This window comes from Burkholderia sp. BDU5, from assembly GCF_001522845.1.
Lineage (GTDB): Bacteria > Pseudomonadota > Gammaproteobacteria > Burkholderiales > Burkholderiaceae > Burkholderia > Burkholderia mayonis.
The window spans coordinates 119737-144277 of sequence record NZ_LOWC01000045.1; the positions used below are offsets into that span (position 1 = coordinate 119737).

Sequence of the window (24541 nt, forward strand, 5' to 3'; positions counted from 1 at the left end):
GCCGGCGCGCGGCCGTTGCGGCGGATGCAGCCGCGCCGGCCGGCACCCGCGCGCTTGCGTTCGCCAGCTGAACGCAAACGCGCGACGGCCCTGCACAATGTAATCCACAGTCCGCGCACGCGCCAAGTTCTCGTGCTGCGGCGCGGCGCACCGCACTGCCGCAGCGGCGTCGAACTCGGGTACCATCGCCGCGAACAGCCCCCTGCCGTCAGTCTCATGAAGCCAGCCCAACCTCGCCGTCACCGGCCCCATCGCATCGTCGCCCGCTTCGTCGCGGTGTCGTGGCGCGATCTCGCGATGTCGATCGGGCCGACTGTCGTGCTGTCGATCGCCGCGATCTGGCTCGCGATCGCGCTGATCCAGCCCGCGCCGCCGACGTCGCTGACGATCTCGGCAGGTCCGCCCGGCAGCACGAACTGGCGCGCCGCGCAGCGGTACAAGCAGATTCTCGCGAAGAACGGCGTGACGCTCGACGTGCTCGAATCCGAGGGCTCGGCCGAAAACCTCGCGCGGCTGTCGGATCCGGCGCAAAAAGTCGACGCCGGCTTCGTCCAGAGCGGCATCGAGCAAAAGGAGAAGCAGGAGAATCTCGTCTCGCTCGGCAGCGTCGGCTACGTGCCGCTCGCAATCCTCTATCACGGGCCCAAGATCGAGCGGCTGTCGCAGTTCAAGGGCAAGCGGCTCGCGCTCGGCGCCGAGGGCGCGGGCGCGCACGAACTCGGCCTCGCGCTCCTCAAGATGAACGGCATCGCGCCGGGCGGCGCGACCGAGCTGCTGCCGCTCTCCGGCGAAGACGCGGCGCGCGCGCTCATCGACGGCAAGATCGATGCCGCGTTCCTGTCCGGCGACTCGACGCAGATTCCCGTGATGGCGAAGCTGTTTCGTTCGCCCGGCGTGCATTTCTATTCGTTTACGCAGGCCGAGGCGTACACGCGGCGCTTCGCGTACCTGACCGACATCACGCTGCCGATGGGCGTCTACGATCCGGGCGCGAACCTGCCGCCGTCGGACATCCACACGCTGTCGCCGACCGTCGAGCTGATCGCGCGCGACACGCTGCACCCCGCGCTGTCCGACCTCCTCGTCGAGGCCGCACGCGAAGTGCACGGCCGCGCGACGATCCTGCAGCGCGCGGGCGAATTTCCGTCGCCCGTCACGCACAGCAGCTTCCCGCTGTCCGACGACGCCGCGCGCTACTACAAGTCCGGCAAGACGTTCCTGTACCGGAAGCTGCCGTTCTGGGTCGCGAGCCTCGTCGACCGGCTGCTCTTCATCGCCGTGCCGCTCATCGTCGTGCTGATTCCGGGGCTGCGGCTCGTGCCGTCGCTGTACGGCTGGCGCGTGCGCTCGCGGATCTACCGCTGGTACGGCGCGCTCATCGCGCTCGAGCGCAGCGCGCTCGGCGAGCACACCGCGCAAGAGCGCGTCGTGCTGCTCGACAAGCTCGACGACGTCGAGGAATCGGTCAACCGGATGAAGATGCCGCTCGCCTACGCAGGCCAGTTCTACGTGCTGCGAGAGCACATCGGCTTCGTCCGCGAGCGGCTGCTCGCGCGCGAACACGAGATGTCGTCGCCCGCCGCGGCGAATGCGCAGGCGACGCCGAAACCCGCCGACGCGCCGCCCGCCTCGGGCGGCGCTTGAGCCGAAAATCCGTCGCGGCGGCTGCAATTGCCTGCGCCGCCGCGTAACATTCAATCACGAGGCCGCGCGTCGCGTCCTTTTCCTCAGGAGACACTCCATGACCGTCGGCCTCGACGCCTCCCAGCCGATATGGTTCTACGACTTCCTGTCGCCGTTCTCGTATCTGCTGCTGGAGCAGCACGACAAATGGCCCAGCATCGCGTTCGCGCTCGCGCCAGTGGCGCTCGCCGATCTGCATCGCCACTGGGGCCACCGTCCCGCCTCCGACGTGCCCGCGAAGCGCGTCTTCACTTATCGGCACGCGCTCTTTCGCGCGGAGCAGCTCGGCATCCCGTTCAAGATGCCGCCCGCGCATCCGTTCGATTCGACGCGCCTGCTGCTGCTCGCGATCGCGCTCGACTCGGACGTCCAGGCGATTCACGAGATCTTTCGCTTCGTCTGGCGCGAAGGCCGCGATCCGTCGGCGCCCGACAACTTCGCCGAACTGTGCGGCCGCGTCGGCATCGCACACGACGACGAGCGGCTCACGTCGGACGAAACCGTCTCGCAGCTACGCCGCAACACCGACGATGCGATCACCTTCGGCGTATTCGGCGTGCCGACCTTCTGGCTGAACCACCAGCTCTTCTGGGGCGAGGATGCCCTGCCGATGGTGCTTTATTGCGCGCGCACGCCGAGCTGGCTCGAATCGAGCGAAGTGAGGCGAATCAGCGCGCTGCCGTCCGGACTCGCATGACATCGCCCGCCGTTGCGCGCCGCGGGCGCGCGATGCGACGCGCCCGCGCCTGACGCCGCCTTCTCCGCTGCAGATGCAACCGGATCAAGACTGCACCGCGTCGCTCGACATCTGGCTCGTGCGCGTGCTTCGCACGCTGCTCGTCGAGCGCAGCGTAACGCAAGCCGCGCTGCGCCTGAACCACACCCAGCCCGCGATCAGCGCCGCGCTGCGCAAGCTGCGCGACGCGCTCGGCGACCCGCTCCTCGTGCGCGGCAAGACGGGCATGGTGCCGACCGAGTATGGCGCATCGCTCCTCGATGCCGCCGAGCGCGCGCTGCGCGACGTCGATTTCGTCGCGACGCCGCACGGGCCGTTCGATCCCGACACCGCGCGCCGCACGTTCCGGATCGCCGCGCCCGATTATCTGAACGACTTCTTCATGCCGACGCTGATCGCGCGCTTTCGCGCGGCGGCGCCGCACACGCGGCTCGAGATCGATTCGCTCAATCCGTCGCTCGATCACGCGACCGCGCTCGATTCGGGCGCGCTCGATCTCGTGATCGGCAACTGGCCGAAGCCCGACGCGCGCTTCGTGCGCGCGGACCTGTTCTCGGACACCGTGGTCTGCCTGATGCGGCGCGACCATCCGCTCGCGCGCGCGCCGCTCACGCGCGACGCGTACGCGAACGCCGCGCATCTCGCACCCGCGCCGTACATCGGCGCGCGGCACAACGCGATCGAGCTCGGCCTCGCGCGCGCGGGGATCGCGCGGCACGTCGTCGCGACGCTGCCATACTTCGGGCTCGTGCCGCAGGTGCTACTGCAATCGGACCTGATCTTCACGACGACGCGCCGCTTCGCGATCCATTACGCGCAGTTGCTGCCGCTCGTCGTCGTCGAGGCGCCCGTGCCATTTCCGCGCATCCGCTGCTATCAGCTCCGGCATCCGGCGCCCGATCGGCCAACCGACGTCGATTGGCTGAGCGCGTTGATGACTGACGTGTCGGCGGAGCTGACGATGCGCGGAAGGCGGCGGTAGGCGGTAGGCAGTAGCGGTTGCCGTTGCGGTTGCCGTTGCGGTTGCCGTTGCGGTTGCCGTTGCGGTTGCCGTTGCGGTTGCGGTTGCCGTTGCGGTTGCCGTTGCGGTTGCCGTTGCCGTTGCGGTTGCCGTTGCCGGCTGCACGCCGCGTTGCATTCGTTCATCGACGTACGCATCGAGCTACTGAAATTCAAACGACCGGCGGCATCACACCGTTGCGATGCGCGGATCGCGCGCACGTGGCGTACACGTCGACGGCCGCATCGCTCACTGTCGATCGCCCCGCCCGAGTCGCCGGCGCGCAGCGCCGCTCAATGCCGCCGCATCAGCGCGATGAAGAACGCGCCGCCGAGCGCTGCGGTGACGATCCCGATCGGCAGATCCTCGGGCGCGACGAGCGTGCGCGCGGCGACGTCGGCCCAGACGAGCAGCCCCGCGCCGCTCAGCCCCGCGACGGGCAACAGCCGCCCGTGCTCCGCGCCGACGAGACGCCGGCACAGATGCGGCGTCACGAGCCCGACGAAGCCGATCGCGCCGCTCACCGCGACCATCGCGCCCGTCGCGAACGATGCGATCACGAACACTTCGCGGCGCATCAGCGCGACGGGTACGCCGAGCGAGACCGCGGCGACGTCGCCCGACATCAGCGCGTTCAATTCGCGGCGACGTGCAACCAGCAGCAGCGCCGCGAGCGCCGCGCAGCACGCGGGCGCGCCGAGCAGATCCCAGCGCGCGAGCCCGACGCCGCCCAGCATCCAGAACAGCACCGACGACGCGGCGCGCGGATCGCCGAGATACAGCAGCAGGTTCGCGACCGCCGTCATCGCGAACGACACCGCGACGCCCGCGAGCAGCAATCGATCCGATTCGAGCCGGCCGCGCCGGTATGCGAGCGCGATCACGAGCGCGGTTGCGACGAGCGCGCCGGCGAACGCCGCGAACGACAGCGTGAGCGGCCCGAACGCGGCGCCGAAGCCGAGCGTCGCCGCGACCGCGCCGAGCATCGCGCCCGAGCTCACGCCGAGCAGATGCGGATCGGCGAGCCGGTTCGCGGTCGCTGCCTGCAGCGCGACGCCGACCATCGCGAGCGTCGCGCCGACGAGCGCTGCGAGCAGCGCGCGCGGCAACCGGATCTGCCAGACGATGCTGTCCTCGGCGATCGATGCGCGGTGCAACGCGAGCGCGTCGATGCCCAGCGCGTCGGCGACGTGCGCCGCGACGATCGCGACGACGCGCGCGGGCGCGATCGTCGTCGCGCCGAGCGCGGTCGCGGCGACGACCGAGATCGCGACGAGCGCCGCGAGCGCGGGCAGCACGAGCCGCGCGCGCAGGCGGCGGCCGTTCGCAACGATCGAGGCGTCGCCGATCGTCGCGCCGCTCATCGCGCGGCCTTCGCGAAGGCGTCCGGATGCAGGCTGCGCGCGATCGTCTCGACGGCCGCCGCATTCTCGACGCCGGGCGTCGCCGCATCGTACGGAATCACGATGAAGCGGCGCGCACGGATCGCATCGACCTGCGCGAGCGCGGGCTGGCTCAGCAGGAACTGCTTCTTCTGCTCGGCCGTCACCGCCGAATAATCGACGATCACGATCGCCTGCGGATTGCGCGCGACGACGCTCTCCCAGCCGACCTGCGTCCAGCTGCGCGGCACGTCGTCCATCACGTTGCGGCCGCCCGCCGCCGCGATCAGCGCGTTCGGCATTGCGAGCGCGCCGGCCGTCAGCGGCTTGTCGGTGCCGCTGTCGTAGACGAACACGCGCGGCGGCGTCTTTCCGGCCGTCGCGCGCGCGAGCGTGCGACGCACCGCGTCGATGCGCGCGCGCATCGCGTCGACGACCTGCGCCGCGCGCGCGTCGACGCCGAAGATCCGGCCGAGGTTCGTCAGGTCGAGATAGACGTCGTCGAACGACGCGGGCGGGCGCCGCATCGCGAGCGCACACGATTCTGTCAGCTCGTACGTTCGGATGCCGAAGCGTTCGAGCGACGCGGGCGTGACGGGGCCGCCCGGGTTCATTCCGTAGCCCCAGCCGGCGAAGTAGAAATCAGCTCGCGCATCGACGAGCGCTTCGAGCGACGGATAGTGCGTCGCGAGTTCGGGCACGCCCGCGAGCGCCGCGCGCAGCCGCGCGTTGCCGGTCTTCCAGCCCGCGATGCCGGTGTAGCCCGCCATCCGGCCCGTGAGGCCGAGCGCGACCATCATCTCGGTCAGGTTCACGTCGTTGCTCACCGCGCGCGCGGGCGCGCGCTCGAACGTGACGTCGCGATCGCAACTGCGCACCGTCACCGGATATGCGACGGCATCGTTCATCGCCGCCGCCGCGAGCGACAGCGTGCAGACGACGCGCGCGAGCGTCGCGGCGCACAAGGCGGTTCGTCGTTTCAACATCGTTCGGCATCCTCCGGATAGATCAGCGTGACGCGCGGCCGTCCCGATACCGGGTGCGCGTCGACGATCGCCTCGACGCCGAACACGTCGGCGAGGCGCGCGCGCGTCAGCACGTCGGCGGGTGCGCCGCTCGCGACGATGCGGCCATCGGCCAGCACGTGCAGCCGGTCGCAGTACGCGGCGGCGAGGTTCAGATCATGGATCGTCGCAAGCGTCGTCACGCGCAGCGCGCGCACGCGCGCGAGCAATTCGAGCTGATGGCGCACGTCGAGGTGATTCGTCGGCTCGTCGAGCAGCAGCAGCGCCGGCCGCTGGACGAGCGCACGCGCGAGCAGCGCGCGCTGCTTCTCGCCGCCCGACAGCGACGCGAAGCGCCGCTCGCGCCGCGTCCACAGATCGACGTCGCGCAGCGCGGCCTCGACGATGCGCGCGTCGTCCGCGGTGTCCGCATCGAACAGGCGCTTGTGCGGCGTGCGGCCCATCCGCGCGACTTCTTCGACCGTCAGGCCGAAATCGTCGGGCGCCTCCTGCTGCAGCACCGCGATCCGCTGCGCGCTCCAGCGCGGCGACGCGCGCCACACGTCCCGCGCGTCGAGCGTCACCGCGCCCGCTTGCGGCCGCGCGAAGCGAAACGCACATCGCATCACGCTCGTCTTGCCGCTGCCGTTCGGACCGATGAGGCCCGCGAGCTCGCCCGCGCGCACCGTCAGCGACAGACCGCGCAGCACGGCGGGCGCGCCCGCCGGCGACCAGCACAGGTGTTCGATGTCGAGTGTCGCGGACATGGGCGGGCCTTTTCGATGATCGTGCGAATGCGGCGACGCGCTAGAAGCGCAGCGTCGCGACGAGCTCGGCCGAACGCGACGGCCCGAGCAGCCATTGCGCGCCGTCGTTCGACGTCGACGCCGCATACGTGCGGTTCGCGAGATTGCGCGCGTAAAGCGCGATCTCGACGTCGCGCGTCGCCTGCCACGCGAGCGACGCGTCGAACACCGTGTACGACGGCACCGGCACGAGGTTCGCGTCGTCGCCGTAGCGGCGTCCGACGTAGCGCATGCCCGCATGCGCCTGCCAGCCGGGCGCGAATGCCCAGCCGATCCACAGGTTCGCGGTCTGCTGCGGGATGTCGTGCGGCACGTTGCCTGCGCGTTGCTCGACCGCGCTGCCGACGCGCTGGCTGAAGTCGTCGTAGCGCGCGCGCAGCAGCGCCGCGTTCGCATCGATCGTCACGCCGCCGGGCAGCCGCACGCCGCCCGCGAGTTCGATCCCGCGCGACGACTGACGGCCGACCTGCTGCGCGCGCGCCGGATTCAGCGGATCGGTGCTGACGAGGCCGCGCTTGACGATGTCATAGACGGCGAGCGTCCAGTACGCGCGGCCTTCCCACATCTCATGCTTGACGCCCGCTTCCCATTGACGGCCTGTCGCGAGCGTGTAGTCCGCCTGCGCCGACGACAGCGTGACGAGCGAGCCGACGCCCTCTGCGCCCGTCGTGTACTGCGCATAGGCGGTGAAGGCCGACGTGATCTCGTAGACGAGCCCGCTGCGCCAGCCCGTGTGCGCGAAGGTCTTGTCGAACGCGCCGCCCGCGATCAGATCGTCGCGATGAAACGAAAGGTGGTCGTAGCGCAGCCCGCTCACCCACGCGAGCCGCGGCAGCACTTCGAGCCGGTTCTCGACGAACACCGCCGCCTGGCGCGTGCGCGTGCGAAAGCGCGGCGACGTCGGATCGGGGCTCGCGAACGCGCCCGGATCGAAGCCGAACGCATCGACGGTCGACTCGCCGCGATACGGCGCGTTGTTCGCGCCGTCGAACGCGATTTGATTGAACTCGGCGCCGATCACGAGCCGGTTCGCGCGGCCGAACACGCGCGAGTCGATGCGCGCCGCGAGCCGCTCGCCGAACTGCCGCTCGCGATGGAAGATCTCGAGATAGTCGCTGCGCGTCACGGTGTGCGCCGCCGCGTCGAGCGCGTACGATTCCGCGTCGCGCCAGTGGCGGCGCGTCGCGAGATAGTAGAGCTCGCCGTCGAGCGTCACGCCGTTGCCGACGCGATACGTCGCGGCGAGCCGCGTCCACGTATCGTGATAGGCGATCGTCGCGTCGCCGACGTTGTAGTTGCGCTCGCGCAGCGCGGGATCGAGCACGCCGTTCGTCACCGGCACGCCGAAATAGGTCGCCGGTTTCTGGCGGCCGTAGTCGTAATCGAGCGTGATCGAAAGACGCGGATCGACGTCGAGCTTCAGCGCGCCGCCGACGGCCGTCGTGTGCGCGTCGCCGCGGTCGACGAAGCCGCGCATGCGCTCGTCGCTCAGATAGAAGCGATAGGAAAGATGCGGCCCGAGCGCGCCCGTCGTGTCGAACGCGACGCGCTTTTCGCCTTGCGTGCCGATGCCCGCCTGCAGCGTCGTCGACCGCTCGCGGCGCGGACGCTTCGGCACGACGTCGACGACGCCGCCGATCGCCCCTTCGCCATACAGCACCGACGCGGGGCCGCGCAGCACCTCGATGCGCTCCGCCGACCACGTCGAGAACGGAAATGTCACCGTGCCCGCGCCCGGATAGAGGCGCACGCCGTCGACGAGCGTCGTCACCGATTCCTGGCCGGCAAAGCCGCGCACGCTGAGCGCGGTGCCGCCATTGCCGGGCGCCGCTGCCGTGCTGAAGCCCGTCGCGCGCGTGACGGCGTCGACGATCGTGCGGTCGCCGCGCGCGGCGATCTGCTCGGCTGTGATCGCCTCGACGCTCGCGGGCGTGTCCAGGCTCGCGAGCCCGAGGCGCGAGCCGGCCGCGAGCGGCGTGGACAGCGGCGGCGGCGCGTGCGGCGCGTCGCTCGTCACGTGCACGGTCGGCAATTCGCGATGGCTGTCGCGCGCGGGGTCGACGGAATCCGCATCGGCGGCGAGCGCGCCGGACGCCGTCATCGCGCAGGCGAGCGCCGTCACGCAGCGCTCGACGGTCGTACGGCGCTCGGCGGAACGCAGGGAAGCCGCGCGTGCAGCGTCTGCGATGTGTGCGGCGTGCGAAGCGTGCGCGGCGGTCGTTGCGGGCATCCGGCCGAACGCGCGTCGGCGCAGTGGCGCGTGTCGGGTCCGGCTCATCGGCGGATCGCCTCGTCCGTCGCAAATGTCGATGCATTCATCGCGCGCCCCGCCATCGTCGGCGCCCCGCGGCCCCGAATGCGTTCCGCCTGCTTCGCTGTGTTCACTGCTCGTCGACTCCCGCAACCTTGATCGGCATCGCGCGGGCGGCTGGACGTCGTGCAATCGGCAGGGACCGCTATCCCGCCGGCGTCGGCGTCGCGCGCGCGGCTGTGCGCAGGCGAAGCCGCCGCCGCATGAACGCGACGGCTTACGGCTCGCCTACACGAAGGGGACGATGATATAACATATCATCCTATCTTTGCACGGCCGATCGATGCGAGCGCTTGGGATCGGCGCAATGCCGATCGGGCATGAGCGGCCGATGGAATGCGGAGCGCGACGGACGTTTGCGCGACGGCAAGCGTGCGCTCACGCCGCACGGAAGGTCTCCTGCAGATGCGTCCAGCGCACCGCGCCCGTCTGCGGATCCCGTTCGAACACGGCTGTCGAGCGGCGCGTCGGCAGCGTGCCCGTCGCGTCCGTCTGAAACTCGCAGTAGCTGACGACGCCGAGCGCCGAGTCCGCAGCGAGCGCGCGCATCTCCGCGAACGTGATCTTCAAGCCGGGCTTTCGGCCGTGAAGCCGCGCGAACAGCGCATGCGTGGCCGCGTGATCGTAGACGTTGCCGTCGGTACCGATCATCGTGAAACACGGCGCGAAGCGCGCCATCAGCGCGTCGAGCGCGGCGGGCCCGGACACGTCGCCCGAGAGCCAGTCGCCGATCGCGTCGCAGCCGGCGACGATCTCGTCGAAATACGGTTGATGCGCTTGCATGAGTCTTCCTCGCCAAGGCGCCCGGCACGTGACGCGCGGACTCGCGAGTGTACGTGATGCGCGCCGCGTGTCAATTCGGGCGGTGCGCGGCCGCTGTCTTCGGGGTTTGCGAGGATCGTTCGCAGCGTGCGACGCTCGGCTCGTACCTATCGCGATGTCGCGGCCGGCGCACGATCTCGTTGCCGCACGAGGCTCGGTTCCGCGACTCGCAGCGCAAGCCCGTCATTGGCGTGAACAGGCCCTAGCCGGCTCGAAGAATCTTACGAGCGTCGTCGGCCGAAGCAGCCAGCACTTGACCTGCGACGCTCGGCTCAGCCACGTTGCGGCCAACCCATGCCCCCGCCGCCGCACGATGCGCAGCGTCGCGACCGACGACGCAAACGCAACGCGTCAGTGCGCCGGAATCGGATCGAGGCCCGTCTTGCGGATGTCGTCGGCCGACGCGGGCGACGCCAGATAGTCGAGCAGCGCGCGCGCCTCGCGCGGATGCTTCGCACCGGCCGGCACCCCGCCCGCGAACCGCGTGACCGATTGCAGCGACTCCGGAATCTTGCCGACGAACATCACGCCCTGTACCGGCAGCAACTCGCTCACCTGCTGGAAGCCGAGCGCATACGTGCCGTCGGCGACCTTCGACGCGACCGGAATGCGCGGCACCATCGTCGCCTTCGGCCTGACCTCGGCTTCGACGCCGAGCCGCTTGAACAGCGTGTTCTGGATATAGACGCCGCTCGCGCTGTCCGAGTACGCGACCGATTTCGCGTGCAGCAGCGCGGCCTTCAGCGTGTCGGGCGTGCCGATGTCGGGCACCGGCTCGCCCGCGCGCACGGCCGCGCCGATCCGCGAATCGGCGAGCTCGACACGCGAGCCCGGATCAACCTTGCCTTCGCGGATCAGTTTGTCGAGCGCGTAGCCGACCAAGATCACGACGTCGGCCGGCTCGCCGCGCGCGAGCCGGTTCGGGATCGCTTCAGGCGTCGTGCCCATTGACGGCCCATACGCGATGTCGAGCGTGTTGCCCGTCGACGCCTCGAACTTCGGCGCGAGCAATTGGTACGCGGCCGTGAAGCCGCCGGAATTCATCACGTGCAGCTCGGCTGCGTGCGCTTGCGCGAGCGCGGCGACTGCGGTCAGCAGCGCGGCGCCGAGATGCTTCGTCAGGGCATGTCTCATCGTTGTCGTCGTTTTCGATCGGTCGTCGGGAAGGAAGCGCCGATCATCTTCGCGGAAACCGGCGCCGTTGAGAAGCGCAGGTTTGTACGGATTGGTTAGCTTCGAGGCGGCGAGCGGCTCGCCGTTCGCGTGCGCGCCGCGCGCTGACGGGACGGCTTCGGTACGGCAGTCTCGCCGCATCGACCGTCTCGGATGCACCGACTCGCCGGACACGCCCGCCGCCGGCTTCCGGGCGACGATTGCGGCCGCTCGCAACGGCCGCGCGTCGGCGATCCGGATTGCCGCGCTCGTCCGAAGCGATCGCCCCGGCGCGAGCGTCGTTGCCGAGATTCTTCACCGCGCGACGCGAGGCCGTGCGTCAGCGCCCATCGTCGCGCGCCATTACGCTGCTTCGTCGCGCAACCGGCAGTCGCGCATTCACGCATCGGCGCAGCCGCCCCGCATCACGCCCCCGTCAGCGCCGCACGCACGGCCTGCACCGCACGCAGAATCGACTCGCCCGTCGCGGGCGCGGCGAGCGGCGGATCGATCGCATGATCGCCGACCGCCGCGATCGCGTCGCGGATCGCGAAGAACACCGAGAACGGCAGCAACAATGGCGGCTCGCCGACCGCCTTCGACCGGTGGATGCTGTCCTCCGCATTGCGGTTGTCGAACAGCTTCACGCGGAAATCCGGCGGGCAGTCGTTGACGGTCGGGATCTTGTACGTCGACGGCGCGCGCGTCATCAGCTCGCCGCCGTCGTTCCACCACAGCTCTTCGGTCGTCAGCCAGCCCATCCCCTGGATGAACGCGCCCTCGATCTGCCCGATGTCGATCGCCGGATTCAGCGACGCGCCGACGTCGTGCAGCGCATCGGCGCGCAGCACGCGCATCTCGCCCGTCAGCGTGTCGACGACGACTTCCGACACCGCCGCGCCATACGCGTAGTAGAAGAACGGCCGCCCGCGCAGCGTCGCCTGATCCCAGTGCAGCTTCGGCGTCGCGTAGAAGCCGTCCGACCACAGCTGCACGCGCGCGCGATACGCGTGCGCGACGACTTCCGCAAACGGCACGACGGCGTCGCCGACGCGCACTTCGTCGTGCGCGAAGCGCACGTCGGCCGCGCTCGCCGCACCGTTGCCGAAGCGCTCGGCCGCGAACGCGGCGAGCCGTTCGCGCAACTGCCGCGCGGCGTCCTGCGCGGCCTTGCCGTTCAGATCGGAGCCCGTCGACGCCGCGGTCGCCGACGTGTTCGCGACCTTGCTCGTGTCGGTCGCCGTCGCGCGGATTCGCCCGAAGCCGACGCCGAGCTCGTGCGCGACGACCTGCGCGACCTTCGTGTTGAGCCCCTGGCCCATCTCGGTGCCGCCGTGGTTCACGAGGATCGAGCCGTCGGTATAGATGTGGACGAGCGCGCCCGCCTGATTGAAATGCGTGACGTTGAACGCGATGCCGAACTTCACCGGCGTGAGCGCGATGCCCTTCTTCAGCACCGGGCTCGACGCGTTGAACGCGCGCGTCGCCGCGCGGCGCGCGCGGTATTCGCTCGTCGCCTCGAGCTCGGCGATCAGCTCGTGCAGCACGTTGTCCTCGACCGTCTGCCCGTACGGCGTCACGTTGCGCTCCGTCTTGCCGTACAGATTCGCGCGGCGCACGTCGAGCGGATCGCGGCCGAGCGAGCGCGCGACGCTGTCGATGATGTACTCGATCGCGAACGCGCCCTGCGGGCCGCCGAAGCCGCGGAACGCGGTGTTCGACTGCGTGTTCGTCTTTCCGCAGCGACCGACGATCGACACGTCGGGCAGCCAGTACGCGTTGTCGAAGTGGCACACCGCGCGCGTCATCACGGGCCCCGACAGATCGGCGGAGAAGCCGCAGCGCGACGTCATGTCGACCGAGACGCCTTCGATCACGCCCGCGTCGTCGAAGCCGACGTCGTAGTGGTAATGGAAGTCGTGCCGCTTGCCGGTGATCATCATGTCGTCGTCGCGATCGGGGCGCAGCTTCACCGGGCATTGCAGCTTCCACGCGGCGAGCGCCGCGCAGCACGCGAACAGGCCCGATTGCGATTCCTTGCCGCCGAAGCCGCCGCCCATCCGTCGGCATTCGACGAGCACGTCGTGCGACGCGAGCCCGAGCACGCGCGCGACGAGATGCTGCATCTCGCTCGGGTGCTGCGTCGAGCTGTAGACGTGCATCGCGCCGTCTTCCTTCGGCACCGCGTAAGCGATCTGCCCTTCGAGATAGAACTGCTCCTGGCCGCCCAACGTCAGCTCGCCCGTGCCGCGATGCGCGGCGCGCGCGATCTGCGCGGCCGCGTCGCCGCGCGCGAGCTTCATCGGCGGGATCACGTACGAGTCGGCCGCGCGCGCGGCCTGCGCGGTCAGGACCGCCGGCAGCGCGTCGTATTCGATCTGCGCGCGGCGTGCGGCCGCGCGCGCCGCGTCGTGCGACGTCGCGACGACGACGAACATCGGCTGCCCGACGTACTGGACGACGCCGTCGGCAAGCACCGGATCGTCGTGAACGATCGGCCCGCAATCGTTGACGCCCGGAATGTCGGCGGCGGTCAGCACGGCGACGACGCCCGCCGCCGCGCGCACCGCGTCGAGCCGCATCGACACGATCTTCGCGTGCGGCTTCGCGGAGAGGCCGAGCGCCGCGTGCAGCGTGCCCGCGACGAGCGGGATGTCGTCGGTATAGGTCGCGCGCCCGCTCACGTGCAGATGCGCGGATTCGTGCGGACGCGACACGTGGACTTGCTTGAACGCGTCGCGCTCGGCGTCGGCGTCGATGCTCAGGAAAGGTTCGGCTTGCTGATTCATGGTGCGATGCTCCGCTAGGCGTCGATCGGTCAGGAGGCGGCCGGCTCGGCGGCGACTTCGCGCACGTTCACTGCCGCGGCGGGCAGCGGATCGTGCGGGCGGGTCTCCAGCCAGAAGCGGTACAACAGGTTCTTCGCGGTCTCGATCCGGTACGCGCTCGACGCGCGCATGTCGGTGAGCGGCGCGTAGTCGTTCTCGAGCGCGCGCATTGCCGCGAGCGCGGCGGCTTCGTCCCAGACGGCGTCGGCAAGCACGGCCTCCGCGTGCGGCGCGCGCTTCGGTGTCGCAGCCATCCCGCCGAACGCGATGCGCGGCGCGCGGATCGACTCGCCGTCCACGACGCACGCGAATGCCGCGCAGACGGCCGAGATGTCGGAGTCGAAGCGTTTCGACAGCTTGTATGTGCGGAATCGCAGGTTCGCGCGCGCGCCGGCGCGCTTTGGCACCTTCAATGCAACGACGAGCTCGTGCTCGGCCATGTTTTTCCTCTGATAGCCGAGATACAGATCCTCGAGCGGCAGCTCGCGCGTCGCGTCGCCGCCGCGCAGTACGATGCGCGCGCCGAGCGCGATGAGGCCGGGCATCGAATCGCCGATCGGCGAGCCGTTCGCGACGTTGCCGCCCATCGTCCCCGCGTTGCGGATCGGCAGCGACGCGAAGCGCTTCCACATCTCGGTCAGCTCCGGATAGTGCGCCGCGAGCGCCGCATACGCGGCCTCGACCGTCGCGCCCGCGCCGATCTCGATCCAGTCGTCGTCCTCGGCGATCCGACGCAGCTCGGCCACCTGGCCGACGTAGATCACGTCACCCAGATCCCGGAGCTGCTTCGTCACCCACAGGCCGACGTCCGTACTGCCCGCGAGCACGCGCGCCAACGGCTTGTCGGCCTTCAGCCGCGCAAGCGCGTCGAGCGTGCGCGGCGCGTCGAACGAGCGGCCCGCGTGCTCGTAGTGAAACGTGTCGTCGCGGCGCAGCGACGCGAGCATGCGCGCGAGCGCGGCGACGTCGACGGGAGCCTTCGGCGGCGGCGCGTCGAACATCCGCACCGCCGCGTCGACGATCGGCCGGTAGCCGGTGCAGCGGCACAGGTTGCCCGTCAGCGCGTCGGCGATCTCGGCGCGCGGCGGCGGCGTCCGGCCGGCGCGCTGCGCGTCGTGCCCGTGCTTTTCGTACAGCGCCCACATCGACATCGCGAAGCCCGGCGTGCAGAAGCCGCACTGCGAGCCGTGGCATTCGACGAGCGCGTCCTGCGCCGGATGTAGCGTGCCGTCCGGCTGGCGCAAGTCCTCGACCGTGAAAAGCGCGCGGCCGTCGAGCGTCGGCAGGAACTGGATGCACGCGTTGACTGCCTTGAAATCGACGCCGCCCGCGTCGTTCAGCTCGCCGACGACGACCGTGCACGCGCCGCAGTCGCCTTCCGCGCAGCCCTCCTTCGTGCCGGTGCAATGCGCGTCCTCGCGCAGATACTGGAGCACCGTGCGGGTGATGTTCGCGCCGCGGACTTCGCGGATCGCCTGGCGATGATAGAAACGGATCGGCTCACTCATGTCGCGTCGGTCTCGAAAATGGGGACATGCTCGGACGATGGCGGCGCGTGCAGCGCCGAGCCGGCGCGCAGACGGCCGCAGCAGCCGTCGTCATCACAATTCGCACGCTATCACCGTCAAATTCCGGAACCCATAGCCGACCGCGCATGCGGTTTATATCACTGCGGCGATATCCCGCTTTACACACTGTTTAACTAAGCAGTACCTGCAAGAAAACCGGTTTCATGTAAAAATTCGGCTTCCGCATCAAATGGATGCGCGTCTTCGTTCCGTCCCCCAATGTCCGCCGATTCCGCCCCTTCCCCGCGCAGCGCGTTCGCCACGACGCTGCAGATCGTCTCCGTCGTATCGTTCACGTTCGTCTGCTACCTGACCATCGGACTGCCGCTCGCGGTGTTGCCGGGCTTCGTGCATGACGAGCTCGGCTTTTCCGCGATCGTCGCGGGCGCGGCGATCAGCGTGCAGTATTTCGCAACGCTCGCGTCGCGGCCGCTCGCCGGTCGCTGCGCGGACACGCTAGGCCCGAAGCGCACCGTGCTGCGCGGGCTCGCCGCGTGCGGCGCGAGCGGCGCGCTGCTGCTTTCGGCGTTCGCGTTCGCGCGCTGGCCGGCCGCGAGCATCGTGCTGCTCGTCGCGAGCCGGCTCGTGCTCGGCGTCGGCGAGAGTCTCGTCGGCACGGGCGCGATCCTGTGGGGGATCGGCCGCGTCGGCACTGCGCACAACGCACGCGTGATCTCGTGGAACGGCATCGCAACGTACGGCGCACTCGCGATCGGCGCGCCCGTCGGCGTCGCGATCTCGCATGCGCTGATTCCCGCCGTGCTCGGCGTGCTCGTGATCGCGCTCGCCGGCGGCGGCTACTATCTCGCGCGGCTGATCGCGCCCGTGCCGCTCGTGCACGGCGAACGGATGTCGTATGCGAGCGTGCTCACCCGCGTGCTGCCGCATGGCCTCGGTCTCGCGCTCGGCTCGGCCGGCTTCGGCTCGATCGCGACCTTCATCACGCTCTACTACGCCGAACGCCACTGGCCGAACGCGGCGCTGTCGCTGACCGTGTTCGGCACGCTCTTCATCGGCGCGCGCCTGTTGTTCGCGAATACGATCAAAACACACGGCGGATTCCGCGTCGCGATCGTGTCGTTCGCGTTCGAATGCGCGGGCCTCCTGATGCTGTGGCTCGCGCCCGTGCCGCACGTCGCGCTCGTCGGCGCGGCGCTGACGGGCTTCGGTTTCGCGCTGATCTTCCCCGCGCTCGGCGTCGAGGCGGTCGCGCTCGTGCCGCCCGCGAGTCGCGGCGCGGCGCTGTCCGCGTATTCGGTGTTCCTCGATCTGTCGCTCGGGATCACGGGGCCGCTTGCCGGCTACGTCGCCGGCGCGTTCGGCTATCCGCAGGTGTTCCTGTGCGCGGCCGTCGCGGCGGCGGCGGGCGTCGCGCTGTCGACGGCGCTGTATCAGCGGCAGGCGCGCCTGTCCGGCAGCGGCGCGGCCGCCTAGCGGTCCGAATACCACTTCTCGCGAATGTTCCGCGTATCGTTCGGCCGCGCGCCGCACACGTGGATCGCGCAGCAGCGCCTCGCGCGAGCGCGCACGCTGCTGCGCACGACTTCGCTTCCGCTCGCGCAGGTCGCCGCGCAGTGCGGCTACGCGAACGCCGCGCACTTCAGCCACCGCTTCCGCGACACGCACAGTGCAACGCCGGGCGCATACCGGCGGGCGATGCAGGCCGCCTAGGCGGCCCGCGCATTTGCGCTCACGTCACTCGCCGCGCCCCGACAGCGCCTGCTCGAGCGCCGCGACGCCCGCCGGCAGATCGACGGACACCTTCAGATCGACCATCGTGCGGCCGAACGCATGCAGCGTGCGGAACAGGTTGTGCTCGCGGCACTGCTCGCCCATCTGGCCGATCCGCACGATCGGCAGGCCGAACGAGCCCGAAATCTCGACCTGATACTGCTTCGAGATGTGCCCGCAGATGAGCCCCGGCGTGAGACCTTCCGGCACCGCGATGCCGACGACCGAATTCAGCCGGCACGACTGGGGCGCGTAGAGCTCGAGCCCCATCCCCATAACCCCCGCCTGCAGCGCGAGGGAGCAGCGCAGATGGCGCGCGTAGCGGTTCTCGAGCGTCTCCGCGCAAACGAGCCGCAGCGCCTCGTGCAGCGCGAGCACGCCGGACACGGGCGCCGTGTAGTGGTAGCCGGCGTTGTGCCAGAAGTGCTCGGCGAGCGCCATGTCGAGGCACCAGTGCGTGTTCGGCTCCGGGCGGCTCTTCATCCGCTCCCACGCAGCGTCGGAGAACGCGATCAGCGACACGCCCGGAATCGACGACAGCCCCTTTTGCCCCCCCGTGATCACGGCGTCGATGCCCCACGCATCCATGTCGAGCGGCATCGTCGACAGCGTGCAGACTGCGTCGACGACGACGAGCGCGCCTGCCGTCTTGGCGATCGCCGCGATTTCCTTCAGATGGCGGTTCCAGACGGTGTTCGACGTCTCGCCATGGACGATCGTGACGATCTCCGGGCGCTCGCGCGCGATCGCGCCGGCGATTTCGTCGAGGCTCGCGACGGAACGGTCGGGCACGTCGATCGTCGCGACGTCCGCGCCGACGCGCGTCGCCATCTCGGCCATCCGCGCGCTGAAAAAGCCGTTCTTGATCGACAGCACCTTGGCGCCGCGCCACGCGAGATTCGAGATCGCCATCTCCATCGCGGCGGAGCCGGGGCCCGCGACGCCCAACACCCACTTCGTGCGCGTCTGGAACACGTAGCGCGCCATTTCCTTCACCTGCTCGATGATCTTCGCCATCGTCGCGCCCAGATGGTTGATCACGATCGTGTTCGCCTTCGCGACCGCGGCCGGGATCGGCACGGGACCGGCGCCCATCATGAGGAGCGGTTCTTCGGGCAGGATCGCGTCGAGCGGAACGACGACGGGACAGGGAATCGGCGAGTAATCGGTCGTGGACATGGGCTAGGCGGAACAACAGGTTGAGAATGCGGTAATCGGTCGATCATTCCGCGAACCGTTGCAATGCGCAAGTGTTTTGATCGACGCGAGCTTCGGATGCGTGCGCGGCGCCAAGCAGCGCAACGACGCGGCCCCGCTGTTCGGCCCAGCCGCCGGCGGGCGGCCGAACGTCGCGGCGGACCGCCGGCCCGCCGCGCGGCGAGGCGGACGCCCGGCCTGTCGACTTCGACAGGCCACCTGCGACGAATCCGGGCTTGACGCCCGCCGACCGCCCGGCATTCATCCGACCGTCCGTGCTTTTTTTCGCGCGACGGCCTCGGAAAAATCCCGCCGCTTCCGCTCGAATAGGCCAAATCGGCATCCCCCTACTAAATCGAAAAATCATTCTTTGCAAGCCGAATCGTCAAACTTCCCGAAAAATCTTGCATTAATCATTCGATGCAATGCAGCAAATTTATTTGTTCCGCACCGGAAAAGAACTGATGACGGCATTGCAATTCACACACAAAAATCACCAAAAAAATACACCGCCGGCATCCTGCGCGCGGCGCTCCGCACTCCGAACCAGCGGAGTCCCGGTTTGGAAACGGTACCGCGTCAGCCGCTCCGTTCAGCCGCCTCACCAGGATTAAAACCACTGCAACCATCGAATATCGCCCGCGCAAATCTCGGAATCGGTTCACACCCCATAAATCAGGTTCGACGAGACCGCCAGCCGATTTATTACATTCGGGATGAAATAATTATTTAGTTGACTGATGCAGTCAGCTTATTGAACAATTTGTCCAGCCTTCGATGATTTGACATTTAAGACAAGCCCTGTGCTGATCCGACAGCCTGCGGCTCGCCATGATCGAAGGCGTAAAACACAACATAATCATTTAATGGGCCAACGAAAGCTATGAACCAAATCCAGACCATGCGTGTTTTCGTATGTGTTGCAGAACTGCAGAGCTTCCGGCGGGCGGCGCGGAAGCTCGGCGTATCGAATGCGCTCGTCACGCGTTCGATCGCGATGCTCGAAACCCATCTGAACACGCGTCTCATCCATCGCACGACGCGCAATCTGTCGCTGACGGAAGCGGGCATCCGCTACCTCGACGGCTGCCGGGCGCTACTCGAGGAGTTCGATCAGCTCGAGGCTTCCGTCGAGCGGGCGGTTCACGAGCCCGTCGGCACACTGCGCGTCGCCGTGTCCGGGTTGCTGTCGCCCGGCCGGGTCACTCCCCTCGTCGACAGCTACCGTCGTCAGTACCCGAAGGTGCGCGTACAGCTGACGCTGACCGAAGGTCCGCTCGACGTGATCGAAGCCGGCTATGACGCGGGCCTCGTCACGGGCGGCCGTCTCGACGGCAATCCAGCGCTGATCGGCCATCCGCTGATGCCGAACACGCTCGCGCTGTGCGCCGCGCCTTCGTATATCGAACGGCACGGCGCGCCGCACCGTCCGGACGATCTCGTCCGCCATTCGTGCATCGCGCTGCCGGCCGACCAGCACTCGTCGACCTGGCGCTTCGTCGATCCGGACCACTTCACGCACGTCGTGTCGCTGCAGCCCGTCTACACGGTCAACAGTGCGTCGATGGTGCGCGCGGCGACGCTCGCCGGCACCGGCATCTCGGTGCTGCCGGAAAGCTACATCGCTGACGCGCTCGAAAGCGGCGAGCTCGTGCGGATCCTCGGCGACTACCGGATCGACGATCCCGACACGCAGTTGTCGATCGTCTATCCGAACCGCCAGTTCCTGCCGGCGCGCACCCGCAGCTTCGTCGAGCACGCGCTGTACCACCTCGGCGGCCAGAAGACCGAAACGAACGGCCACTACTTCATGCGCGAGGCCGGCACGGCCAAGCGTCCCGACGTCGTCGCCGGGCTCCAGTGACGCCCGACTGAAGTAAACTGATGCGCACCTTTACCGGAGGCAAAGCGTGCGCATCATTCTTTTCAGCAGCCGGCAGTACGACCACGACTCGTTCGACGCCGCCAATCAATCGTTCGGCTACCGGCTGCATTTCCAGCCTTCCCATCTCGATGCGGAGACGGCGGTCCTCGCGCGCGGCTACGAGGTCGTGTGTCCGTTCGTCAACGACACGCTCGACGCGGCCGTGCTCGGGGCGCTCGCCGCGGGCGGCACTCGCGTCGTCGCGCTGCGCTCGGCGGGCTTCAACCACGTCGACCTCGCGGCGGCCGCCCGGCTCGGGCTCACCGTCGTGCGCGTGCCCGCGTACTCGCCGCACGCGGTCGCCGAGCACGCGGTCGCGTTGATCCTCGCGCTCAACCGACGCCTGCCGCGCGCCGTCGCGCGCACCCGCGAAGGCGATTTCTCGCTGAACGGGCTGCTCGGCTTCGATCTCTTCGGCAAGACGGTCGGCGTGGTCGGTACGGGCCTCATCGGCAGCGTGTTCGCGCGGATCATGGCGGGCTTCGGGATGCGCGTGCTCGCGCATTCGCTGCCGCCGCACGACGATGCGCTGATCGCGCTCGGCGTGCGCTACGTGACACTCGACGCGCTGCTCGCGGAATCGGACATCGTGAGCCTGCACTGCCCGCTGATGCCCACCACCCATCATCTGATCGACGCCGACGCGCTTGCGCGAATGAAGCCGGGCGCGATGCTGATCAACACGAGCCGCGGCGGGCTCGTCGACACGCAGGCGCTGATCGACGCGCTGAAGACGGGCCAGCTCGGGCACCTCGGGCTCGACGTCTATGAGGAGGAAAGCGGACTCTTCTTCGAAGACCATTCCGACCGCCCGCTGCAGGACGACGTGCTCGCGCGGCTGCTGACGTTCCCGAACGTGATTGTCACGTCGCACCAGGCATTCTTCACGCGCGAGGCCCTCGCGGAGATCGCGCATACGACGCTGTCGAACATCCGCGCGTGGCAGGACGGCACGCCGCAGAACGTCGTCGACGCTGCACGGCAGGGGTGACGGCGAGCGCAGCCGAGCCTCATCAAGTCGGCTGAACCCCTTATTGGCGCGTCGCGCGAGTCTGCTATCGTTGCGGCGATTCGCCTCCACCCGCCTTGCCAGTCCATCATGCGTTTCGACGAACCCGCGATCGCCGCCGTCTATCGGGCGATCTTCGAGCGGCGCGACATGCGCCATTTCACGTCCGCCCCGGTCGATCCCGCCGTGCTCGCCCGCCTGCTGCGCGCCGCGCATCACGCGCCGAGCGTCGGCTTCATGCAACCGTGGCGCTTCATCCGCGTGACCGATCCCGCGCTGCGCGAACGCATCCACGGGCTCGTCGACGCGGAGCGCCGCGCGACCGCCGATGCGCTCGGCGAGCGCCACGATGAATTCATGCGGCTGAAGGTCGAAGGCGTGCGCGAATGCGGCGAGCTCCTCGTCGTCGCGCTCGCCGACGGACGCGAGCGGCACGTCTTCGGCCGCCGCACGCTGCCGGAGATGGACCTCGCGTCGGCTGCGTGCGCGATCCAGAACATGTGGCTCGCCGCTCGCGCCGAAGGGCTCGGGATGGGCTGGGTGTCGCTCTTCGACGTCGACGCGCTCCGCCGGCTGCTCGCGATGCCCGACGGCGCGAAACCGATCGCCGTGCTGTGCCTCGGTCACGTCGATGCGTTCTATGCGAAGCCGATGCTCGAAGAGGCGCGCTGGGCCGCGCGGCTGCCGCTCGACGAATGCCTGTACGAAAACGCGTGGAACGCCGCGCCGATGCCTGCGCGCAACACCTGATCAGGCCCCGAACACGGGGGTTTTCCCTGAGATAAAATCGCGGCTGTCCCGAGCGCTTCCATCGGCGCGCCGCATCCCGCGGCGCCGGAGGCGGCGGCCCTCCCGCGAGTCTCCGATGCCACTGCCCCTGTTCGCCCTTGCCGTTGCCGCATTTGGTATCGGTACCACCGAGTTCGTCATCATGGGCCTCCTGCCGAACGTCGCGCGCGATCTCGGCGTGTCGATTCCGGCGGCGGGCATGCTCGTGTCCGGTTATGCGCTCGGCGTCACGATCGGCGCGCCGATCCTCGCCGTCGTCACCGCGAAGATGCCGCGCAAGGCGGCGCTCCTCGCGCTCATCGGCGTGTTCATCGTCGGCAATCTCTTTTGCGCGGTCGCACCCGGCTACGCGTCGCTGATGATCGCGCGCGTCGTCACCGCGTTCTGCCACGGCGCGTTCTTCGGGATCGGCTCGGTCGTCGCGAGCAGCCTCGTCGCGCCGAACAAGCGCGCGCAGGCGATCGCGCTGATGTTCACGGGCTTGACGCTCGCGAACGTGCTCGGCGTGCCGCTCGGCACCGCGCTCGGGCAGGCGTTCGGCTGGCGCGCGACGTTCTGGGCCGTCACCGGCATCGGCGCGCTCGCGGCGGCGGCGCTCGCCGTCTGCGTGCCGAAGCGCCTCGAGATGCCCGCGGCGGGCATCGCGCGCGAGTTCGGCGTGCTGCGCAATCCACAGGTGCTGATGGTGCTCGGCATCAGCGTGCTCGCATCGGCGAGCCTCTTCACCGTGTTCACGTACATCACGCCGATCCTCGAAGACGTGACGCGCTTCACGCCTCACGACGTCACGCTCGTGCTGCTGCTCTTCGGCCTCGGCCTGACGGTCGGCGGCACGGTGGGCGGCAAGCTCGCCGACTGGCGGCGGATGCCGTCGCTCGTCGCGACGCTCGCCGCGATCGGCGTCGTGCTCGCCGCGTTCGCGGGCACGATGCACGCGCCGTTGCCTGCGCTCGCGACGATCTTCGTATGGGGCGTGCTCGCGTTCGCGATCGTGCCGCCGCTGCAGATCCTGATCGTCGATCGCGCGAGCCACGCGCCGAATCTCGCGTCGACGCTCAACCAGGGCGCGTTCAATCTCGGCAACGCGCTCGGCGCCTGGTTGGGCGGCGCCGCGATCCACGCGGGCGTGCCGCTCGCGAAGCTGCCGTGGGCGGGCGCCGCGCTCGCGGCGGCGGCGCTCGCGCTGACGTTGTGGTCGGCGTCGCTCGAACGGCGCGCGATCGCGGGGCCCGCCGAATGCGCGTGACGCCGACGGCGACGTTTCGTTCGCCGCGCGCACCGAACGCCGCCGTTCCCGCAGCACACGCTCGTCCTCGCGCATGCCCGACCGACGCGTCGGCTCCGCCGGACCGCGCAACACGCATCGCGATGGAGCGATTCCGCCCGCCGGTGTAGCATCACGGCCGTTATGAAGACGATCCTCACCCGCGATTTCCTCGCGCTCATTCTCAGCGTCGCCGTGGTCGGCCTGGGCACGGGCGCCACGCTCCCCCTCACCGCACTCGCGCTCACCGAAGCGGGCCACGGCACCGACATCGTCGGCATGCTGACCGCCGCGCAGGCAGGCGGCGGCCTCGTCGTCGTGCCGTTCGTGTCGGCGATCACGAAGCGTCTCGGCGCGCGGCAGGTCATCGTCGCATCGGTGCTCGTGCTCGCCGCGGCGACCGCGCTGATGCAGTTCACGTCGAGCCTCGTCGTCTGGGGCGTGCTGCGCGTCGTCTGCGGCGCGGCGCTGATGCTGCTCTTCACGATCGGCGAGGCGTGGGTCAACCAGCTCGCCGACGATGCGACGCGCGGACGCGTCGTCGCGATCTACGCGACGAACTTCACGCTGTTCCAGATGGCGGGCCCCGTGCTCGTCAGCCAGATCGCCGGGATGACGAACGCGCGCTTCGCGCTGAGCGGCGCGCTCTTCCTGCTCGCGCTGCCGTCGCTCGCGTCGATCCGCAAGACGCCTGTCGGCGACGAGCCGCATCACGAAGCGCACGATCGCTGGACGCGCGTGATGCCGAAGATGCCCGCGCTCATCGTCGGCACCGCGTTCTTCGCGCTGTTCGACACGCTCGCGCTGTCGCTGTTGCCGCTCTTCGCGATGGAGCGCGGCGTCGCGAGCGATACGGCCGTGCTGCTCGCGGCGATCCTGCTGTTCGGCGACACCGCGATGCAGTTCCCGATCGGCTGGCTCGCCGACAAGCTCGGCCGCGAACGCGTGCACATCGGCGCGGGCTGCGTCGTGCTCGCGCTGCTGCCGCTCCTGCCCGCCGTCGTCGCGACGCCGTGGCTCTGCTGGCCGCTTCTCTTCGTGCTCGGCGCGGCGGCGGGCAGCGTCTACACGCTGTCGCTCGTTGCATGCGGGCAGCGCTTTCGCGGCTCGGCGCTCGTGACGGCGAGCTCGCTCGTGTCGGCGTCTTGGAGCGCGGCGAGCTTCGGCGGGCCGCTCGTCGCGGGCGCGCTGATGAAGCAGTTGGGCGGCGATGCGCTGATCGGCGTGCTGATCGTGTCGGCGCTCGCGTTCGTCGGCGCGGCGCTGTGGGAGCGGCGCGCGTTGCCGGTGCAAGCCGCTCGGCAAGAGCGGTGACGCGATGCGGTGATCGCGTCG

At 69.4% G+C, this 24541-nt stretch carries 20 protein-coding genes and 1 pseudogene; 12 read left to right on the forward strand and 9 right to left on the reverse strand.

What is annotated here, in order from left to right:
- The first annotated feature begins 216 nt into the window (after positions 1-216).
- The 3 genes from WS69_RS08845 to WS69_RS08855 all read left to right on the forward strand — a co-directional run bounded on the left by WS69_RS08845 (position 217) and on the right by WS69_RS08855 (position 3401).
- Positions 217-1644, forward strand: coding sequence for a TAXI family TRAP transporter solute-binding subunit (locus WS69_RS08845; protein WP_059470403.1), 1428 nt, complete (start codon positions 217-219; stop codon positions 1642-1644).
- 97 nt (positions 1645-1741) lie between these two features.
- Positions 1742-2380, forward strand: a complete 639-nt coding sequence (locus WS69_RS08850; protein ID WP_059470404.1) for a 2-hydroxychromene-2-carboxylate isomerase — start codon at positions 1742-1744, stop codon at positions 2378-2380.
- A 73-nt stretch (positions 2381-2453) separates the two neighbouring features.
- Entirely contained in the window at positions 2454-3401 is a 948-nt protein-coding gene (locus tag WS69_RS08855; RefSeq protein ID WP_059470405.1) for a LysR family transcriptional regulator, read from the forward strand.
- A gap of 311 nt (positions 3402-3712) precedes the next feature.
- Here WS69_RS08855 and WS69_RS08860 read toward each other — a convergent pair whose 3' ends face one another.
- The 8 genes from WS69_RS08860 to xdhA all read right to left on the reverse strand — a co-directional run bounded on the left by WS69_RS08860 (position 3713) and on the right by xdhA (position 15232).
- Positions 3713-4783: a FecCD family ABC transporter permease gene (locus tag WS69_RS08860; protein ID WP_059470406.1), complete on the reverse strand. Its 1071-nt coding sequence runs from the start codon at positions 4781-4783 to the stop codon at positions 3713-3715.
- On the reverse strand, positions 4780-5787 hold the full coding sequence (locus tag WS69_RS08865) for an ABC transporter substrate-binding protein (protein WP_059470407.1): 1008 nt from the start codon (positions 5785-5787) through the stop codon (positions 4780-4782). Before WS69_RS08865 ends, WS69_RS08860 begins: the two co-directional genes overlap by 4 nt.
- Positions 5781-6572 (reverse strand): ABC transporter ATP-binding protein, encoded by a 792-nt coding sequence (locus WS69_RS08870; RefSeq protein WP_059470408.1) that lies wholly within the window; start codon positions 6570-6572, stop codon positions 5781-5783. The genes WS69_RS08865 and WS69_RS08870 overlap by 7 nt, the downstream gene beginning before the upstream one ends.
- 40 nt (positions 6573-6612) lie before the next feature.
- Positions 6613-8889, reverse strand: coding sequence for a TonB-dependent receptor (locus tag WS69_RS08875; RefSeq protein WP_059470409.1), 2277 nt, complete (start codon positions 8887-8889; stop codon positions 6613-6615).
- 411 nt (positions 8890-9300) lie between these two features.
- Positions 9301-9705 carry a hypothetical protein gene (locus WS69_RS08880; RefSeq protein ID WP_059470410.1) on the reverse strand — a complete coding sequence of 135 codons (405 nt, stop codon included), beginning with the start codon at positions 9703-9705 and terminating at the stop codon, positions 9301-9303.
- Positions 9706-10095: 390 nt separating this feature from the next.
- Entirely contained in the window at positions 10096-10878 is a 783-nt protein-coding gene (locus tag WS69_RS08885) for a substrate-binding domain-containing protein (protein ID WP_059470457.1), read from the reverse strand.
- Positions 10879-11321: 443 nt separating this feature from the next.
- Positions 11322-13685 carry a xanthine dehydrogenase molybdopterin binding subunit gene (xdhB, locus tag WS69_RS08890; protein ID WP_059470411.1) on the reverse strand — a complete coding sequence of 788 codons (2364 nt, stop codon included), beginning with the start codon at positions 13683-13685 and terminating at the stop codon, positions 11322-11324.
- A 29-nt stretch (positions 13686-13714) separates the two neighbouring features.
- Positions 13715-15232 (reverse strand): xanthine dehydrogenase small subunit, encoded by a 1518-nt coding sequence (gene xdhA / locus WS69_RS08895; protein WP_059470412.1) that lies wholly within the window; start codon positions 15230-15232, stop codon positions 13715-13717.
- Between xdhA and WS69_RS35470 the strand changes: the two genes are divergently transcribed.
- The 3 genes and pseudogenes from WS69_RS35470 to WS69_RS08905 all read left to right on the forward strand — a co-directional run.
- The gene (locus WS69_RS35470; RefSeq protein ID WP_082716063.1) at positions 15206-15430 is read left to right on the forward strand and encodes a hypothetical protein; all 225 of its coding nucleotides are present in this window, start codon (positions 15206-15208) and stop codon (positions 15428-15430) included. The two genes, xdhA and WS69_RS35470, sit on opposite strands and share 27 nt — an antisense overlap.
- A gap of 81 nt (positions 15431-15511) precedes the next feature.
- A complete protein-coding gene (locus tag WS69_RS08900; RefSeq protein WP_059470413.1) occupies positions 15512-16726 on the forward strand; it encodes an MFS transporter in 1215 nt (404 codons plus the stop codon).
- A 3-nt stretch (positions 16727-16729) separates the two neighbouring features.
- Positions 16730-16963 (forward strand): annotated as a pseudogene (locus WS69_RS08905) (helix-turn-helix domain-containing protein); the annotation flags it as partial.
- Positions 16964-16987: 24 nt separating this feature from the next.
- Here the strand turns inward: WS69_RS08905 and WS69_RS08910 are convergent.
- Positions 16988-18202: a pyridoxal-phosphate-dependent aminotransferase family protein gene (locus WS69_RS08910; RefSeq protein ID WP_059470414.1), complete on the reverse strand. Its 1215-nt coding sequence runs from the start codon at positions 18200-18202 to the stop codon at positions 16988-16990.
- A gap of 76 nt (positions 18203-18278) precedes the next feature.
- Between WS69_RS08910 and WS69_RS33130 the strand changes: the two genes are divergently transcribed.
- The 6 genes from WS69_RS33130 (at position 18279) to WS69_RS08940 (ending at position 24520) form a co-directional block, all read left to right on the forward strand.
- On the forward strand, positions 18279-18953 hold the full coding sequence (locus tag WS69_RS33130; protein ID WP_156438031.1) for a hypothetical protein: 675 nt from the start codon (positions 18279-18281) through the stop codon (positions 18951-18953).
- Positions 18954-19103: 150 nt separating this feature from the next.
- Entirely contained in the window at positions 19104-20084 is a 981-nt protein-coding gene (locus tag WS69_RS08920; protein WP_059470416.1) for a LysR family transcriptional regulator, read from the forward strand.
- A 46-nt stretch (positions 20085-20130) separates the two neighbouring features.
- Positions 20131-21135 (forward strand): 2-hydroxyacid dehydrogenase, encoded by a 1005-nt coding sequence (locus tag WS69_RS08925; protein ID WP_059470417.1) that lies wholly within the window; start codon positions 20131-20133, stop codon positions 21133-21135.
- Positions 21136-21243: 108 nt separating this feature from the next.
- Complete coding sequence (bluB, locus tag WS69_RS08930; RefSeq protein WP_059470418.1) at positions 21244-21903, forward strand: 5,6-dimethylbenzimidazole synthase; 660 nt, start codon at positions 21244-21246, stop codon at positions 21901-21903.
- A 115-nt stretch (positions 21904-22018) separates the two neighbouring features.
- Complete coding sequence (locus tag WS69_RS08935) at positions 22019-23188, forward strand: MFS transporter (protein ID WP_059470419.1); 1170 nt, start codon at positions 22019-22021, stop codon at positions 23186-23188.
- 162 nt (positions 23189-23350) lie between these two features.
- Positions 23351-24520, forward strand: coding sequence for an MFS transporter (locus WS69_RS08940; protein WP_059470420.1), 1170 nt, complete (start codon positions 23351-23353; stop codon positions 24518-24520).
- The last annotated feature ends 21 nt before the right edge of the window (positions 24521-24541 follow it).